The organism is Jeotgalibaca ciconiae (assembly GCF_003955755.1).
In the GTDB taxonomy this organism is placed as follows: Bacteria; Bacillota; Bacilli; order Lactobacillales; family Aerococcaceae; genus Jeotgalibaca; species Jeotgalibaca ciconiae.
The window spans coordinates 1,666,177-1,682,336 of record NZ_CP034465.1; the positions used below are offsets into that span (position 1 = coordinate 1,666,177).

At 37.5% G+C, this 16,160-nt stretch carries 15 protein-coding genes and 1 pseudogene; 11 read left to right on the forward strand and 5 right to left on the reverse strand.

All coding sequences use genetic code 11. The features are described from left to right. Positions 1-7 precede the first annotated feature (7 nt). Positions 8-475: a ribosomal protein S18-alanine N-acetyltransferase gene (rimI, locus tag EJN90_RS07900; RefSeq protein ID WP_126110090.1), complete on the forward strand. Its 468-nt coding sequence runs from the start codon at positions 8-10 to the stop codon at positions 473-475. Positions 476-491: 16 nt separating this feature from the next. Beyond that, the gene (tsaD, locus tag EJN90_RS07905; RefSeq protein ID WP_126110091.1) at positions 492-1,514 is read left to right on the forward strand and encodes a tRNA (adenosine(37)-N6)-threonylcarbamoyltransferase complex transferase subunit TsaD; all 1,023 of its coding nucleotides are present in this window, start codon (positions 492-494) and stop codon (positions 1,512-1,514) included. Positions 1,515-1,614: 100 nt separating this feature from the next. Here the strand turns inward: tsaD and EJN90_RS07910 are convergent, their stop codons facing one another. Both EJN90_RS07910 and EJN90_RS14170 read right to left on the reverse strand, forming a co-directional pair. Next, a complete protein-coding gene (locus tag EJN90_RS07910; protein WP_407657535.1) occupies positions 1,615-2,922 on the reverse strand; it encodes an ABC-F family ATP-binding cassette domain-containing protein in 1,308 nt (435 codons plus the stop codon). Beyond that, a pseudogene (locus EJN90_RS14170) lies at positions 2,902-3,496 on the reverse strand (ATP-binding cassette domain-containing protein); the annotation flags it as partial. The gene EJN90_RS07910 and the pseudogene EJN90_RS14170, both read right to left, overlap by 21 nt. A 402-nt stretch (positions 3,497-3,898) precedes the next feature. Here EJN90_RS14170 and EJN90_RS07915 point away from each other — a divergent pair. Continuing rightward, complete coding sequence (locus EJN90_RS07915; RefSeq protein WP_126110095.1) at positions 3,899-4,534, forward strand: redox-sensing transcriptional repressor Rex; 636 nt, start codon at positions 3,899-3,901, stop codon at positions 4,532-4,534. Positions 4,535-4,579: 45 nt separating this feature from the next. Here the strand turns inward: EJN90_RS07915 and EJN90_RS07920 are convergent, their stop codons facing one another. Then, on the reverse strand, positions 4,580-4,795 hold the full coding sequence (locus tag EJN90_RS07920; RefSeq protein ID WP_126110097.1) for a YdiK family protein: 216 nt from the start codon (positions 4,793-4,795) through the stop codon (positions 4,580-4,582). 53 nt (positions 4,796-4,848) lie between these two features. Next, positions 4,849-5,523, reverse strand: a complete 675-nt coding sequence (locus tag EJN90_RS07925; RefSeq protein WP_126110099.1) for a CPBP family intramembrane glutamic endopeptidase — start codon at positions 5,521-5,523, stop codon at positions 4,849-4,851. 219 nt (positions 5,524-5,742) lie between these two features. Here EJN90_RS07925 and groES point away from each other — a divergent pair, with 219 nt between their 5' ends. The 6 genes from groES (at position 5,743) to EJN90_RS07955 (ending at position 13,392) form a co-directional block, all read left to right on the forward strand. Continuing rightward, on the forward strand, positions 5,743-6,027 hold the full coding sequence (gene groES, locus EJN90_RS07930; protein WP_126110101.1) for a co-chaperone GroES: 285 nt from the start codon (positions 5,743-5,745) through the stop codon (positions 6,025-6,027). Positions 6,028-6,059: 32 nt separating this feature from the next. Next, positions 6,060-7,676, forward strand: a complete 1,617-nt coding sequence (gene groL / locus EJN90_RS07935) for a chaperonin GroEL (RefSeq protein ID WP_126110103.1) — start codon at positions 6,060-6,062, stop codon at positions 7,674-7,676. A 387-nt stretch (positions 7,677-8,063) separates the two neighbouring features. Further along, positions 8,064-8,816 carry a DeoR/GlpR family DNA-binding transcription regulator gene (locus EJN90_RS07940; RefSeq protein WP_126110105.1) on the forward strand — a complete coding sequence of 251 codons (753 nt, stop codon included), beginning with the start codon at positions 8,064-8,066 and terminating at the stop codon, positions 8,814-8,816. Next, complete coding sequence (gene pfkB / locus EJN90_RS07945; protein ID WP_126110107.1) at positions 8,813-9,748, forward strand: 1-phosphofructokinase; 936 nt, start codon at positions 8,813-8,815, stop codon at positions 9,746-9,748. The genes EJN90_RS07940 and pfkB overlap by 4 nt, the downstream gene beginning before the upstream one ends. Then, positions 9,738-11,636, forward strand: a complete 1,899-nt coding sequence (locus EJN90_RS07950) for a PTS fructose transporter subunit IIABC (RefSeq protein ID WP_126110109.1) — start codon at positions 9,738-9,740, stop codon at positions 11,634-11,636. Before pfkB ends, EJN90_RS07950 begins: the two co-directional genes overlap by 11 nt. Before the next feature lie 361 nt (positions 11,637-11,997). Then, on the forward strand, positions 11,998-13,392 hold the full coding sequence (locus EJN90_RS07955; RefSeq protein WP_174919277.1) for a sugar transferase: 1,395 nt from the start codon (positions 11,998-12,000) through the stop codon (positions 13,390-13,392). A gap of 51 nt (positions 13,393-13,443) precedes the next feature. Here the strand turns inward: EJN90_RS07955 and EJN90_RS07960 are convergent, their stop codons facing one another. Continuing rightward, the gene (locus EJN90_RS07960) at positions 13,444-14,220 is read right to left on the reverse strand and encodes an AraC family transcriptional regulator (protein ID WP_126110111.1); all 777 of its coding nucleotides are present in this window, start codon (positions 14,218-14,220) and stop codon (positions 13,444-13,446) included. A 112-nt stretch (positions 14,221-14,332) separates the two neighbouring features. Between EJN90_RS07960 and EJN90_RS07965 the strand changes: the two genes are divergently transcribed. Together EJN90_RS07965 and EJN90_RS07970 are read left to right on the forward strand one after the other, a co-directional pair. Next, on the forward strand, positions 14,333-15,412 hold the full coding sequence (locus tag EJN90_RS07965; protein ID WP_126110113.1) for a Gfo/Idh/MocA family protein: 1,080 nt from the start codon (positions 14,333-14,335) through the stop codon (positions 15,410-15,412). 15 nt (positions 15,413-15,427) lie between these two features. Next, positions 15,428-16,159, forward strand: a complete 732-nt coding sequence (locus tag EJN90_RS07970) for a ThuA domain-containing protein (RefSeq protein ID WP_126110114.1) — start codon at positions 15,428-15,430, stop codon at positions 16,157-16,159. Position 16,160 lies beyond the last annotated feature (1 nt).

Consider the following 16,160-nt stretch of genomic DNA (forward strand, 5'->3'; position numbering starts at 1 on the left):
TATCAAAATGAACGATGGGGAAAAGATAGTCCTTTTGGATGGAAAAGATCCCAGAACAGCGGAAGTCTTATATAGAATAACCTTTGAAGCAAATCAAGGACAGACAACTTGGAAAGTATCCTCCTTTCAAATGGAACTTTCTGAGAAAAACAATTTATATTTGGGATATCAAATTGACGAACAGTTAGTAGGCTATATAGGCTGCCAAATCGTTCTAGACGAGATGTCGATTAACAATTTTGCTGTATTGCCGAATTATAAAAAAAGAGGAATCGGTACAGCTTTGTTAGAACAGCTCGTAGCGATTTGTGAACAAAAAAGTGTGTGTAACTTTTATCTGGAAGTGCGCGTTTCAAACCTTGCAGCTATTTCATTATATAAAAGAGCAGGTTTTAAACAAATTGCGCTTCGGAAAGATTACTATCAAAAACCAAAAGAGGATGCCTATATTCTTCAATTAGAAAAAAGTCAGTAGAGGTGAAGACCAAAAAATGAATGAAAAAGAAAAAACTGGATTGATATTAGCTATTGAAAGCAGCTGTGATGAGACAAGTGCAGCTGTCATAAAAAACGGCGATACAATTCTATCAAATATTGTTGCTTCACAAATAAAAAGTCATATGCGTTTTGGGGGAGTCGTACCGGAAGTTGCCAGTCGCCATCATGTAGAACAAATTACACAAATTGTTGAAGCTTCTTTGGAAAAGGCAAGAGTTACCATGGAGGATATTGATGCGGTTGCAGTTACAGAAGGTCCTGGTTTAGTAGGTTCCTTATTGATAGGAGTCAGTGCTGCAAAGGCACTGGCATTTGCAAACAGCAAACCTTTAATTGCTACGAACCATATTGCCGGGCATATCTATGCAAATCAACTTGTACAACCGCTCCAATTCCCTTTGCTAGCGCTGGTTGTCAGCGGGGGACACACAGAGCTAGTTTATATGCCCGAAGATGGGGTTTTCGAAACGATTGGTGAGACGCGTGATGATGCAGCAGGCGAAGCTTACGATAAGATTGGACGAGTTCTAGGTCTTCCATATCCAGGCGGAAAAGTGTTGGATGAAATGGCGCATGAGGGAAAAGAAACGTTAAACTTTCCTCGAGCTATGTTGCAAGAAGATAATTATGATTTTAGTTTCAGTGGATTGAAAAGTGCTGTAATTAATACGATTCACAATGCCCGGCAAAAAGGGGATGACATTGACCCCTATGACATCGCAGCAAGTTTTCAAGCAGCAGTGGTTGAGGTGCTTGTGGCGAAAACAATACGAGCCGCAAAAGAAAAACCAATTAAGCAGTTGTTATTAGCTGGTGGTGTAGCTGCAAATAAAGGATTACGAGAAGCGCTGAGAAATGCAGTAGCGAAAGAGCTGGACGAAGTAGAGTTGATTATTCCACCGCTATCTCTTTGCGGAGACAATGCAGCCATGATCGGGGCTGCAGCTTACTCTCAATATCAAAATCAAGATTTTGCACAACTTAGCTTGAATGCAAGACCTGGATTATTGTTATAAGATGGGGCTTGTACAATTCAAACGACACTAAAAAATAAAAGAAGCTCCTGCTTGATAAAAGTCATTTATCAAGCAGGGGCTTCTTCTGGTGTACATTACACTACTCTAAATCTTCGAGCTCCAAGTTCATTTCTTCCCACTGATTCAAGAAAGTGTTTTGCTTGTCTTGCAGGTGTACAAGTTGATCATGAAATTCTTGTACTTTTTCATGGTCTCCAAAAACTTCTGGTAAAGTTAATTTTTTTTCTATATTTTCGATGTCTGCTTCAATTATTTCTAATTCCTCTTCAATCGATTCGATCATCCGCATTAATTTACGTTCGTTTTTTGCACGTTCTTTATTTGCTTGATAATCATTTTTGCTTTTCGCTGCGTTGGTTTCAGAAGAATCTTGGTCTTTCTCAATCTGTTCTTCGGCAGTGAGTAAAGCTAATTGCTCTTCTTCTTCTTTTTTCTCTAAATAATAATCATAATCGCCTAAGTAAAGTTGGCTGCCATTTTCTGAAAGTTCCAAAATACTGGTAGCAATGCGATTAATAAAGTAGCGGTCATGCGAGACAAATAGGAGCGTACCGTCATATTCGATCAAAGCATTTTCTAAGACTTCTTTACTGTCAATATCCAAGTGGTTTGTAGGCTCATCAAGCATGAGTACGTTATTTTTTTCCAATGCGAGTTTACATAAAGATAAGCGAGCTCTTTCGCCACCGCTCAGAGAATGAATGGTTTTCTCCACATCTTCTCCTGTAAAGAGGAAACTGCCGAGGATACTCCGAATATCGGTTTCATTCATTGTTGGATGCAGATCCCATATCTCCGCTAAGACAGTTTTATTGGTTGTTAAGTTTTTCATTTCTTGATCATAATAACCAATATCAAGATTAGATCCGTAATGAATTTTTCCATGAATCATCGGAAGTTCCTTATTTAATGTCTTTAACAGAGTGGACTTACCGATTCCATTAGGTCCCACGATCCCGATTGCTTGTTGTTTTCTCAAATCTAACTGAATTGGTGAAGAAAGAATTTCTCCCTCATAACCAATTGCCCCATCTTCCACGATCAAGACAACATTGCCGCTTTCTTTTTCAACCTCAAAAGAAAAGCGAGCAGACCGCTCATCTCCTTTTGGTTTTTCCAAGCGAGACATTTTCTCCAAACGCTTTCGACGACTCTGCGCCATCTTGGTGGTAGAGGCACGAACAATATTTCTTGCAATATAATCTTCTAATTTAGCGATTTCTTCTTGTTGTTTGTCAAACTGCTTCATTTCCTGCTCTAGGCGAGCGGCTTTTTCTTGTAAATAAAATGAGTAATTACCTTTATAATGATGGATCCGATGACGGCTGATTTCATAGACACTACTAGCAACTTTATCTAAAAAATATCGATCGTGTGAAACAATCAATAAAGTTCCCCGATAACTTAGTAAATAATTTTCTAACCAACTTAATGTTTCAATATCCAAATGGTTTGTAGGTTCATCTAAGATTAATAGATCATTTTTTTCTAATAGAACCTTTGCCAGAGCAAGTCGTGTTTTTTGTCCGCCAGACAACTGGGAAATAGGGCGTTCGTGGTCTTCTTCATAAAAACGGAAACCATGCAAAACAGAACGGATTTCAGATTCATATCCATAAGCATTTTTATCCTGCATTTCCTGCTGAAGAGAATCGTATTTCTTCAAAGCTAGTTCAAATGCAGGCGGATCATTGATTAGTTCTTCGTTCGTAAGTGCGATTGCAGCTTGTTCGGCTTCTTTTGTCAGCTTGATAATTGGTTCGAATACCGATAACATTTCTTCCCAAATGGTTTGGTCAGAATCGACTGTACTATATTGGTCAAGATAACCAATCTGGATGTCTTTTCGTTTTACTACCTTTCCATCATCGGTCGGTTCAATCCCTGCTAATATTTTTAGCAAGGTAGATTTTCCGGCTCCATTTCTTCCCACAAGTGCGATTCGTTCCTGATCTTGAATGGTAATTTGAATATTTTCGAAAAGGATTGCGGACCCAAAGTGGCGAGCGAGATTTTGGCCTTGCAATAATATCATTTATAACTCCTCTTTCTCTTTTTAATATTAATAGATAATGTCAAATAAGAACATGCAAACTAATTTTATCATAGAAAATATATAACTGATAGATAAGGAATTTGCAAAAGCTTTTAATTGTGAAAAACGTCTACACCTTATTTAGAAAGGTGATAAGAACAAAGAGTAAAATAGAAATTTTTTCACAAAAAACTACAAATTAGAATAAAATACTAGATTTTTCACAAACTAATGCTATAATAACACTATGAAATAGTTAGTTAAGATATGTGAATATCTGTATATAGAGCTTTGTTTGAGAACAATATTTTGAAGGAGAGTGTAGAGGATGTCTACAACTAATGAAATACCTAGAGCAACTGCCCGCCGGTTGCCGATTTATCACCGTTATTTACGATATTTGCATAATGCAGGAAAAACAAGAATATCTTCTACGGAATTAAGTGAAGCAGTAAAAGTGGATAGTGCAACGATCCGCAGAGATTTTTCCTATTTTGGAGCACTGGGGAAAAGAGGATATGGTTACGACGTTGCCTATTTATTAGACTTCTTTAGTAAAACGCTGAATCAAGACCGCTTGACTAATGTAGCCTTGATTGGTGTAGGTAATTTGGGACACGCTTTATTGAATTATAATTTTCATTTAAGTAATAATGTACGTATTAGCTGCGCTTTTGATGTAAATGAAGAAATTGTAGGAAAAATTGTCAGTGGTGTGCCCGTGTACTCTATGGCAGAGATGATTGAGCAACTGCGTATTCAACAAATTGATGTTGCAATTTTGACTGTCCCACAAAATGTTGCGCAAGAAGCATCCAATGATTTAGTTGAAGCAGGAGTAAAAGGTATCATGAATTTTACCCCGATTCGACTTTCTGTGCCAGAAGATGTTCGTATTCAAAACGTTGATTTAACAAATGAGTTACAAACGTTGATTTACTTCTTAGATAACAATATATCCTAATAAAAAACGGTTGAAAATCGAATGGAACGATTTTCAACCGTTTTTTCATTTATTATCTTTATCGTCAATATTTTTTTTGATTTTAAAGTAGGTATCAAGCATCCGAAATCCCTGCACAATATTGTTTGTAGCAAAGAGAACACTAAGAATGGCTAAAAAACCCCATCCTGCATTATTCACACTATCGATAGCGAAGTACAGGAATAGTGCCCCGAAAATGAATTTCATACCAATTTGGATTAAGATGTCTTTTAAAGTCATATGTTTCCTTTCTGCTTTTAAAATTTCTGCATTTTATTGCCAAAGAACAGTCCTTACATATTAAATAAGTCTGGGAAAATCAATGGTAAACTAGCATATGCATTCATTAAACTGTGCGCCAAAATAGGAGTTAGAATGTTATTTGTTTTATAATATAAATAACAGAACCACAGTCCTAACGTTCCATATACCAGCATATGTCCATCAAAATGGATAAAGGCAAAAATTAATGAGCTGATTACTGCTGAGCCCATCATTCCAACATTAGAAGAGGACAGTTGTGTAAAAATTGCCTTTCTAAAAACAAATTCTTCCATAATGGGTGCAAATAAAACAATCATTAAAATTAAATAAGGATATTTGCTTGTCAATTCAAGCAAATTTTCTGTATTTGCTGATTCTGGCGAAATCCCAAAAACATTTATCTCAATGATTGCAGTAATTACTTGAATAATAATCGAGCCAATAAAGCCTGCAATACCCCACAATAGTATTTTCCCAATGGATGCAGATTTTTGCTCTGTTATTTCAGTAATAGGAGTCCATTCTTTACGCTGATTCACAAAAATCATTGCGACAGTACCAATAAAGGCAAAAAGTATGGATAGTGTCATGCTCATCTCTATCTGTTTATTTTGCGGGAATAAAAAGACAAGTGGAACAGGTAATAGTTGAACAGCAACATACAAAAAGATGATTTGAGTGGCTGCGGAAAGTTTCTTTTTCATAAATCGTAACCTTTCTGTTAAAGTAACAAAAGTAATAGAATTTTATTTAAGTAAAGTTTCTTCATTACTTAAAAGCCTAAATGAAAGTATATCATATTTTTAGAAAAAATTAATGGATTTGTCTTGCAATCGCTCGAAGATTTGATTAAGATAGATACATAGGTTAGCACTCTTCGAGTTAGAGTGCTAATTCATTCTAAAAATTCTGGAGGGATATTTGTGTTAAAACCATTAGGAAATCGCGTCATCATTGAAGTTGCGAAAGAAGAGGAACAAACAGTTGGCGGCCTTGTGTTACCATCATCTGCCAAAGAAAAGTCACAAACGGGTACAGTGATTGCAATTGGAGACGGACGAGTGACAGATAACGGTACAAAGATCGACATGGTTGTCAAAGAAGGGGACAGCGTTCTTTTTGAAAAATATTCCGGTACTGATATTAAGTACGAAGGCAAAGACTATCTTGTTGTGAAAGAAACAGATATCGTTGCAATCATTGGGTAATTAAAATAAATTTATGAGGTGAAACAAATACGATGGCAAAAGATATTAAATTTTCCGAAGATGCTAGAGCAGCTTTATTACGTGGAGTAGATATGTTAGCTAATACAGTTAAAGTGACATTAGGGCCAAAAGGACGCAATGTCGTTTTAGAAAAAGCATACGGTTCTCCGTTAATTACAAACGATGGAGTTACAATTGCAAAAGAAATTGAATTAGAAGACCATTTCGAAGACATGGGTGCAAAACTTGTTTCTGAGGTAGCTTCTAAAACAAATGATATTGCTGGTGACGGAACAACAACTGCGACTGTATTAACACAAGCAATTGTGCGTGAAGGATTGAAAAACGTTACAGCTGGAGCAAATCCAGTAGGCGTGCGCCGTGGGATTGAAATGGCTACAAAAGAAGCTGTAGCTGGATTAGCGGAGATTTCTCAAACAGTTAATTCAAAAGAGTCCATCGCACAAGTTGCGGCTGTTTCTTCTGGTTCTGCTGAAGTCGGTGAATTGATTGCCGAAGCAATGGAAAAAGTTGGTAACGATGGTGTTATTACCATTGAAGAATCCAAAGGTATTGAAACAGAATTGGATGTTGTAGAAGGAATGCAGTTTGACCGTGGTTACTTATCTCAATACATGGTAACGGACAACGATAAGATGGAAGCAGATTTAGAAAATCCATTTATCCTTATTACAGACCGTAAGATTTCAAATATTCAAGATATTTTACCATTATTAGAAGAAATCTTGAAATTAGGCCGTCCATTATTGATTATTGCAGATGACGTAGATGGCGAAGCATTGCCAACGCTGGTGTTAAACAAACTACGCGGAACATTTAATGTTGCAGCTGTTAAAGCACCAGGTTTTGGTGACCGTCGTAAAGAAATGTTGCAAGATATCGCAGTATTAACAGGCGGTACAGTTATTGCAGAAGACTTAGGACTAGAATTAAAAGATACAACAATTGAGCACTTAGGTAATGCGAGCAAAGTGGTTGTTACAAAAGACAACACGACAATTGTTGAAGGTGCGGGTGAAAAAGAACTGATTGAACAACGCGTTGCAATCATTCGTTCACAAGCAGCAGAAACAACCTCTGACTTTGATCGTGAAAAACTACAAGAACGCTTGGCTAAATTAGCTGGTGGAGTTGGAGTGATTAAAGTTGGTGCTGCAACAGAAACGGAATTAAAAGAACGTAAATTACGTATTGAGGATGCTTTGAATGCAACTCGTGCGGCAGTTGAAGAAGGAATCGTTTCTGGTGGTGGAATTGCACTCGTTAATGTCCAATCACGTGTAAATGCATTGGAGTTAAAAGGTGATGAAGCGACTGGTGCTCGTATTGTCGCTCGTGCATTGGAAGAGCCAGTAAGACAAATTGCAGAAAATGCAGGTATGGAAGGTTCTGTTATCGCTGCAAGAATTAAAACCGAAGAGCAAGGAATTGGATATAACGCTGCAACTGGTGAGTGGGTAAATATGATTGAAGCAGGAATTGTTGACCCAGCTAAAGTTGTCCGTTCTGCATTGCAAAACGCAGCTAGCGTTGCTGGATTAATTCTTTCTACAGAAAGTGTAGTAGCAGACAAGCCAGCTCCAGAATCACCACAACCGCCAATGGATCCAGGAATGGGCATGATGTAATCAAAAGTGTGAAAAAAATTTAGAAGTGAAAAAGCGAAGGCGAGCAAACTCGTCCTCGCTTTTTTTTGCCTATTTTTATGAAAACAGACAATCAAAGAGTATTCTGAGGCTGAACATCTTTATTTTCAAAAAATAACGATGTTCAACAGGAAATTTACCGTGGAACAACATTATTCTAAAAATATAAAGACATTCAAACCGTAAAATACTCTGGAACATCTTTATTTTAGACTAAACGACTATAAGTTTTGCTTTCTATGTCTGGCTGCCAAATCTTGACCGTTTTCTAAAAAATAAAAAAGAAAAATAAAACATTTTGGATGTTTTTGATTGCAAATGATTGATTTTGGCGTTTTAAGGTGGTATAGTTTTAATGAGGTGAGGAAAGTGCTTACAGAAGAGAGATACCATGTGATTCTGGGGAGCTTAGAAAAAGAGCCAGTTGTTAAATTACAGGATTTAGTGGATTTGACCAAGACATCTGAGTCCACAATACGAAGAGATCTGAAAAAATTGGAAGAATCAGAAAAATTAGTTCGTATTCATGGTGGAGCGAGACGGATTTATAATGTTGCGAATGAAGACATGATGGAAGAGAAATCGGTCAAAAATACAGACGAGAAGAAGAGGATTGCTAAGTTTGCAGTCGAAATGATTCGTGACGGTGAAATGATTTATCTTGATGCGGGTTCTACAACCTATGACATGATACCATTTTTAAAAAATAAACAAGTTACCGTTATTACGAATGGGATTCCTCACGCATCATTGTTGACGGATCTAAACATTCAAACAATACAAATTGGTGGGAGAATCAAACGTCACACGAAGGCAGTCATTGGACCGGAAGCACAGAGGCAAATTCAGACTTATCATTTTAGCAAAGCTTTTTTAGGAATTAACGGTGTTGATTTGGAATTTGGGTATACGACTCCTGATATGGAAGAAGCGGTCATTAAGCAATTAGTTATGCAAAGTGCAAATCGTAGTTTCTTTCTTGCAGATTCTTCAAAAATGAATAAAGTAACTTTTTCAAAAGTGGCAAATTTAGAAGATGGCAACTTAATTAGCAGTCGTTTATCTGAAGAGTTGAAAAATAGAATAGCAGAGCAGACAAATATATGGGAGGTGGAATCATGATTTATACCATTACTTTGAATCCTTCGATTGATTATATTGTTCATCTGGATGGTTTAGAGATCGGCAATGTCAATCGGATTAAACAAGATTTCAAATTGCCGGGAGGGAAAGGGATTAATGTCTCTAGAATATTAAATCAGCTGCAAGTATCGAATACTGCTTTAGGATTTGTAGGAGGATTTACTGGAAAGTTTGTGGAAGACTGGTTGATTGATGAAGGAATTCAAACAGAATTTACAGAAGTGGAAGACGATACTCGAATTAATGTGAAATTGAAAGCTGGAGAAGAGACTGAAATTAATGGGGAAGGACCTCATATTTCAGAGAGCACGGCTAATGAATTCCTGAAGCATTTTGACGGCTTTACGGAAGAAGATACAGTCATTCTGTCTGGCAGTCGTCCAAAGAGTTTACCAGAGGATTATTACGAAACGATTATTCAGAACTTAGTAGCGAAGAAGAGTGCCTTTGTAATAGATACAACAGGAAATGATTTGAAAAATGCTTTGAAATATCAACCCTTGTTAGTAAAACCAAATCACCATGAATTGGGAGATTTGTTCAATGTCGAGTTGCATTCGATCGAAGAAATGATTCCTTATGGAAAGAAACTTCTGGAACAAGGTGCTAAATTTGCCATTATTTCTTTAGCAGGAGAAGGCGCCATCCTATTCGCGGAAGAAGGAGTTTATCACGCTACAGCGCCAAAAGGAAAAGTAAAAAATTCTGTAGGTGCGGGAGACTCGATGGTTGCAGGATTTGTGGGAATCTATACACAGACAAAAGATGCATTAGAAGCTTTCACTTTTAGTGTTGCTTGTGGAAGTGCAACAGCCTTCTCTGATGATTTAGCGAAAAGGGAAGATATTGAAAAACTTGTAGATTTAATAAAAATAAAAAAAATAGATGGAGTTGAAAAGAATGAAAATTAATGATGTTCTATTAAAAGAGCTCATGATTATGGATTTAAAGTCAACCACCAAAGAAGGTGTGTTAGATGAGATGATTGCTAGTTTATTAGATAATGACATTATCAATGACCGAGAAGTTTTTAAAGAAGGGATCATTGCAAGAGAGGCTCAATCTTCTACGGGATTGGGTGAAGGAATTGCGATGCCGCATGCTAAAAATAATGCTGTACAACAACCAGCAGTTGTTTTTGCAAAAAGTTCTGCAGGAGTAGACTATGATTCTCTAGACGGACAGCCAGCACACTTATTCTTTATGATTGCGGCACCGGAAGGAGCAAACAATGTCCACTTAGAAGTGTTGGCTTCCTTATCTCGTCAATTAATCAATCCAGATTTATTGGCACAGCTTAAAGCAGCAACAACCCCAGAAGAAGTGCAACAAATTTTCAGTGCTGCAGAAGAGAGTCGTGAAGAAGAGGAGCGTCAAGAGCAAGCAAACAAAACAACAATCGAAGACGCTAAAAAGCCATTTGTAGTTGCTGTCACAGCTTGTCCGACAGGTATTGCACATACGTATATGGCAGAAGATGCTTTGAAGAAAAAAGCTGCTGAAATGGGTGTTGACATTCGTGTAGAAACGAATGGCTCTGAAGGAGCTAAAAATATTTTAACTGCTGCAGAAATTGAACAAGCATCCGCAGTAATCATTGCTGCTGGTAAAAAAGTTTCTTTGGATCGTTTCAATGGAAAACACGTTTTACAACGTCCGGTAAGTGATGGCATCAACAAAGCGGAAGAGCTTATTAATAAAGCTGTGAACCAACAAGCTCCAATTCTAAGTGTGGACGTTGATGCAAGCAAATCGGATGACGAAGAAGATAACCAATCAGTATTTGGTAACTTGTATAAAGATTTGATGAACGGAATTTCTCATATGCTTCCATTTGTGGTAGGTGGAGGGATTATCCTGGCGATTTCTTTCTTATTTGAAAGCAGCTTCGGTAGTGATAGTGTCTTGTTCGAATCGTTTAATACAATTGGAAGTACCGCGTTCAATTTCTTGATTCCAATTCTTGCTGGATATATTGCCTATAGTATTGCTGACCGTCCTGGGTTATTACCGGGTATGGCAGGCGGGTTGATGGCGGTAAATCAAAATGCAGGTTTCCTTGGCGGTTTAGTTGCTGGTTTTATGGCAGGATATGTTGTTCATGTATTAAAGCGTCTATTTAGAAAAGTACCAAAAACGCTTGAAGGATTGAAGCCGATTTTACTTTACCCAGTATTTGGCCTTCTGATAACAGGTTTGTTGATGTTCTTCATCATTGGACCAGTATTCTCTGGAATTAATACCGCAATGTTGAATTTCTTAGAAAATATGGGTACAGGGAACACAGTGTTGCTAGGAGCGTTGTTAGGCGGCATGATGGCAATCGATATGGGTGGTCCGTTTAATAAAGCAGCCTATGCCTTCTCTATTGGAATTTTCACGGATACAGGCGATGGAGCTTGGATGGCTGCTGTTATGGCTGGCGGAATGATTCCTCCTTTGGCAATTGGTTTAGCTACTCTGGTATTCAAAGATAAATTTACGGATGCAGAAAGACAATCGGGTATTTCAAACTTTGTACTAGGAATTTCCTTTATTACGGAAGGTGCAATTCCATTTGCAGCTGCAGATCCTCTACGCGTAATTACTTCTTCTATCGTTGGTTCAGCAATAGCAGGTGGATTAACGCAATTGTGGAATGTAGCAATTCCAGCTCCACACGGTGGTATCTTTGTGATTGGATTAGCTGAAAATCCTCTTATGTTCTTACTAACATTAGTAATTGGGATGGTTATCTCAGCAACGATTCTAGGACTGTGGAAAAATAAAACAGTCAAAGAAGAAATCACTTTAGAATAAAAGACTTCAAGAAAAGCGATTAGGAATTTTCCTAGTCGCTTTTCTCAATGCAGCAACTAATGCCCTTTTGATTTTAATAAAAGGATGCCGGCTATTTATCCCGTAGAAGAAATGAACCAGCTCTTCCAGCAAGTATAAAAATTCATTAAATATGTGTAAAGATTATAACAATCTTTTTGCAAAAGAAATAAGGGAGACCTTTACAGGATTAAACAAAGAAGATTTTCATGTCATTAACGATCACTATTTAGCTGAACATTAAGATGGTAAAAGATGAATCTACTATTCTCGGTCTGTTCCTCTTTTGAATTTCATGCTAGAATGTAGAAAGTCAGATTGACTTTAAGGAGGGAAATAAACCGTGAATCACCAAGAGGAATGGACCAAAGCACGAAAATTCTTCATTATGGTTATTGAATTACTGCTATTCATCGGTTCATTATTATTATCATTCCGTTTAAGGTATGGACCGGATATTCCATATCGCAACATGGAAGCTTTTAAAGGCAGTATCGTGTATGTTTCGATTGGATTTGTTATTGTGAGCATCCTTTTTGGAACCTACATCCTTTATAATAAATCGATAAGTGACTTCTTATTTATTACCATTATCGGACAATTTGTAGTGTCACTCTATATTATGGCACTCACTTTCGCAGGAAGATGGCTGGCATTTCCGCGTTCAGTAATCTTAATCAACTTTTTTGTTGGATGCCTGATCTTGTTTTTGTGGAGATTAGTTGTTTTTAAAACTTACCAAAAATTAAGTGGAAGCAAAAGAGTCATGATTGTTGGAATGGAAAAAGAAGTTTTTGCTGCAGTAGATAACTTTTCAAACACAAAAAGTATTCGTCACATTGTTTCGCATGTCGTTCTTTCTGATTATTATGAAAATGTGCGAGAAAATCTCAATGAAATCGATATTGTCTATCTAGCAAGCCAGATTGAAGAGTCTGAAAAATTACGTATTTACGATCTGCTGATGCGCCAAGATAAAAAATTCTTTTTAAATACAAGTTTTGAGAATTTAGTAATGGTTAATCCGAATATGATGAACATCGAAGATGAAAGCATTATTGAGGTATCGCCATTCAGAATTGCATCGGAAGATGGTATCATAAAGCGTTTGATTGATATTCTTTTTTCTCTTTTCTTGATTATTATCAGCTCACCAATCATGTTGGTTGCTGCGATCTTAGTGAAGAGAAGCTCGGAAGGGCCTATTTTATATCGTCAGACTCGTATTACGAAAGAAGGAAGAGAATTTGAAATCTTGAAATTCCGTAGTATGGGCGTCACGGCAGAGCAAGAGTCAGGGCCAGTATTAGCGACAAGTAACGATGTACGGGTTACGCCGGTAGGGAAGTATTTACGTTCATTACGTATTGACGAATTACCTCAACTATTCAACGTTCTTAAGGGGGATATGTCGATTGTAGGGCCGCGCCCTGAACGACCATTTTTTGTAGAACAATTTGAAAAAATGAATCCTCATTATTATTTACGCCATAACGTTCGCGCCGGGATTACTGGATACGCACAAGTATATGGAAAATATGCTTCTGACTTTAATAGTAAATTAAATTTCGACTTAATTTATATTAAAGAATATTCTTTGATTCTAGACTTGAAGATTATGTTACAGACAGTGAAGATTTTATTCGACAAAGTAAGCTCTCGTGGACTAGATGAAGCGGAGCATACGATTCATTCGGAAGAAGAGTTAGTTTCAAAAGGAATCAAAGTGATTCATTAAAAATTTAAGAATAAACAATTTAGGATAGCAGTGAATCCATACGATTCACTGCTATCTTTGTCTGTATTCACTGGGAGTTTGGTTGTAGGTTCTTGTGAAGGCCCGGTTAAAAGAGCGCAGCGTTTCAAAACCGCATTCTAGGGCGATGTCCACGATTTTTAAATCTGTTTCTCGTAACAGGCGCCGCGAATAATCGACTCGCATTTGATTAAGGTAATTGCGGAAACCAATTTTTATTTTATGAGAAAAAATCCGGGAGACGGTGTAGACGCTGCAACCAACTTCCGATGCTACTGATTGTAAATCGAGTGGCTCGGTAAAATGCTCGGAAACATAGCGAATAACTTGCACGACAGTTGAAGGTGCTTGCGTTTTAGGGCGAGAATGAAGAGGCAAATTATTTAATAAAAGAGCGAAAAATAAATGAAGATAAGCCCTTGATAACATTTCTGCTTTCGTTTGCCTGAAGCCTAAAAAATACTGGTTGATTTCCGTCAGCTGTGTTTCGATTTTCTGTGTATCAATGACGAAGTCGACAGGCAGCTTATTGGAAAAAATAGCATGAAATTCTGGAACAATTTGCGTATTCACAATATACATAACCATTTCACCACTGCTTTGTTTGACATATTCATGGATACTGTTAGGAAAGATGATTGCTGTTTGTCCCTTATGGATCTGTCGCATTTCTCCTTCGTTTATGATGGTAATACTCCCTTTTGTCACAACCAGAACTTCAATCTCACTGTGCAGATGTGGTGGGAATGAAAGTTCTTTTGTTTTGTGAACCTGAAGCTCATTTAATCGATGTTCAAAAAGAATATTCATTAATAATCTCCTCGCGCAAGTATTGTCTATCTTTTTCCTAATTATGACAAGTGTAACCGTTTCCTGAATGCTACCATTAAACCTAATAAGAGTAAAGAAAGGATACTGAAAAATGAAGAAGCAAGCAGTGATTGTAGGGTATGGTGGAATGGGAGCATGGCACCATAAAGCTCTTCAAGAAATTGGAAAAATAGATGTAATAGGAATCTACGATATCAGAGAAGAAGTTTTTGAGAAAGCAGCAAAGCAAAATTTGACTATCTTTCAGAATTTCCAAGCTGTTCTAGAAAGTTCGGCTGAAATTATTATTATTGCCACTCCTAATGACTCCCATAAAGATTATTGTATTTCAGCATTGGAAGCAGGTAAGCATGTTGTTTGTGAAAAACCAGTAACGTTGTCAGTAAAGGACTTAGAAGAAATTATTGCAGTCAGTCAAAACTCAGCTGGTATTTTTACCGTGCACCAAAATCGACGATGGGATACAGACTTTCGAATTGTCCAAAAAATCCTTTCGGAGAATATCATCGATACCCCTTATTTTATTGAGAGTCGTGTAAATGGTTCGAGTGTATTTCTTCATGGTTGGCGTGACTTTAAAGTAAATGGCGGTGGAATGCTTTACGATTGGGGCGTTCATTTAATTGATCAATTATTGCTATTGACGCCCGCTAAGGTAACGTCGGTAACGGCACATGTTAAGAGCGTCTTTTCGGAAGAGGTAGACGATAATGTAAAACTATTATTAGGTTTTTCGGATGGATTGAGCGTTCTGGTTGAGATTGCGACCAATTGTTTTATTCCTTTTCCGCGTTGGCATCTTTCCGGAAAAGCTGGCACAGCCATTATCGACAATTGGGAAGGTGAAGGGAAAATTATCCAATTGTTGGAAGGAAGTAACCCTACTTGGAGTAACGAAATTGTTTATACTGCAGCGGGGCCGACGAGAACAATGGCGCCGAGAGCAAAGAAAACAGTTCAAGAAGTTCCCTTACCAATGGTTGAAAAGTATGATAAAGGATTTCAACATAATTTTTATTCTGCTGAGCATTTTTATTCGAACTTAGTAGATGCAATTAATGGGAAAGAGGAGCAATTTGTTAAGGAAGATCAAATACTACGCGTTTTAAAAGTAATCGAAGCAGCCTTTGAGTCTGCTGAAATCCAAGACAGAATATTATGTACGATATAAAATGGAGGAAAAACAATGAAAAAAGCGTTAATTATTCAAGGTGGATGGGATGGTCATGAACCGCAACTAACGAGCAAACGTTTTGCCAAAATGTTGACTGATACCCAAGAATGGACCGTTCAGATAGAAGATACCTTAAGTTGTTTGGATGATTTTGATTGGTTAAGCGAGCATGATTTATTAGTTGCTTGTTGGACAATGGGAGAAATCAGCATGACCCAATCACAAAATGTATCCAAGGCAGTGGGAAAAGGAATGGGATTGGCGGGCTGCCATGGTGGAATGTGCGATTCTTTTAGGCAAGATACAGAGTGGCAATTCATGACTGGCGGACAATGGGTTTCGCACCCAGGGGGAGACAATATTCATTATGTAGTAAATGTTATTCCGAATTCCAGTCCGATCACTTCCGGATTAGAAGATTTCGAAGTATGCAGTGAGCAATATTATGTTCATATTGATCCAGCAATCGAGGTTTTGGCAACGACACGTTTTCCCCATCCAGATGTTCCTTACTATCATGTATCGAATAAACAGGTTGACATTCCAGTTGCTTGGACGAAATTCTGGGGAAATGGCCGCATTTTTTATCAATCCTTAGGGCATCACGATGATGTGTTTGATAAATCACCTACCGCCCATCAATTGATGAGAAATGGCTTGTTATGGGCTGGAGACAGTAAAGAATATGCTGTTACTCATGGGTTGACAACGGAGCGCTTCGAAAACGACGCGAAAATGTACTAAG

Coding starts and splice junctions, on each gene's coding strand:
- rimI (WP_126110090.1), top strand. CDS start 8: ATGAACGATGGGGAAAAGATAGTCCTTTTGGATGGAAAAGATCCCAGA.
- EJN90_RS07925 (WP_126110099.1), bottom strand. CDS start 5,523: ATGAAAAAGAAACTTTCCGCAGCCACTCAAATCATCTTTTTGTATGTT.
- pfkB (WP_126110107.1), top strand. CDS start 8,813: ATGATTTATACCATTACTTTGAATCCTTCGATTGATTATATTGTTCAT.
- EJN90_RS07970 (WP_126110114.1), top strand. CDS start 15,428: ATGAAAAAAGCGTTAATTATTCAAGGTGGATGGGATGGTCATGAACCG.
- groL (WP_126110103.1), top strand. CDS start 6,060: ATGGCAAAAGATATTAAATTTTCCGAAGATGCTAGAGCAGCTTTATTA.
- EJN90_RS07915 (WP_126110095.1), top strand. CDS start 3,899: ATGTCTACAACTAATGAAATACCTAGAGCAACTGCCCGCCGGTTGCCG.
- EJN90_RS07960 (WP_126110111.1), bottom strand. CDS start 14,220: ATGAATATTCTTTTTGAACATCGATTAAATGAGCTTCAGGTTCACAAA.
- EJN90_RS07920 (WP_126110097.1), bottom strand. CDS start 4,795: ATGACTTTAAAAGACATCTTAATCCAAATTGGTATGAAATTCATTTTC.
- EJN90_RS07965 (WP_126110113.1), top strand. CDS start 14,333: ATGAAGAAGCAAGCAGTGATTGTAGGGTATGGTGGAATGGGAGCATGG.
- EJN90_RS07950 (WP_126110109.1), top strand. CDS start 9,738: ATGAAAATTAATGATGTTCTATTAAAAGAGCTCATGATTATGGATTTA.
- tsaD (WP_126110091.1), top strand. CDS start 492: ATGAATGAAAAAGAAAAAACTGGATTGATATTAGCTATTGAAAGCAGC.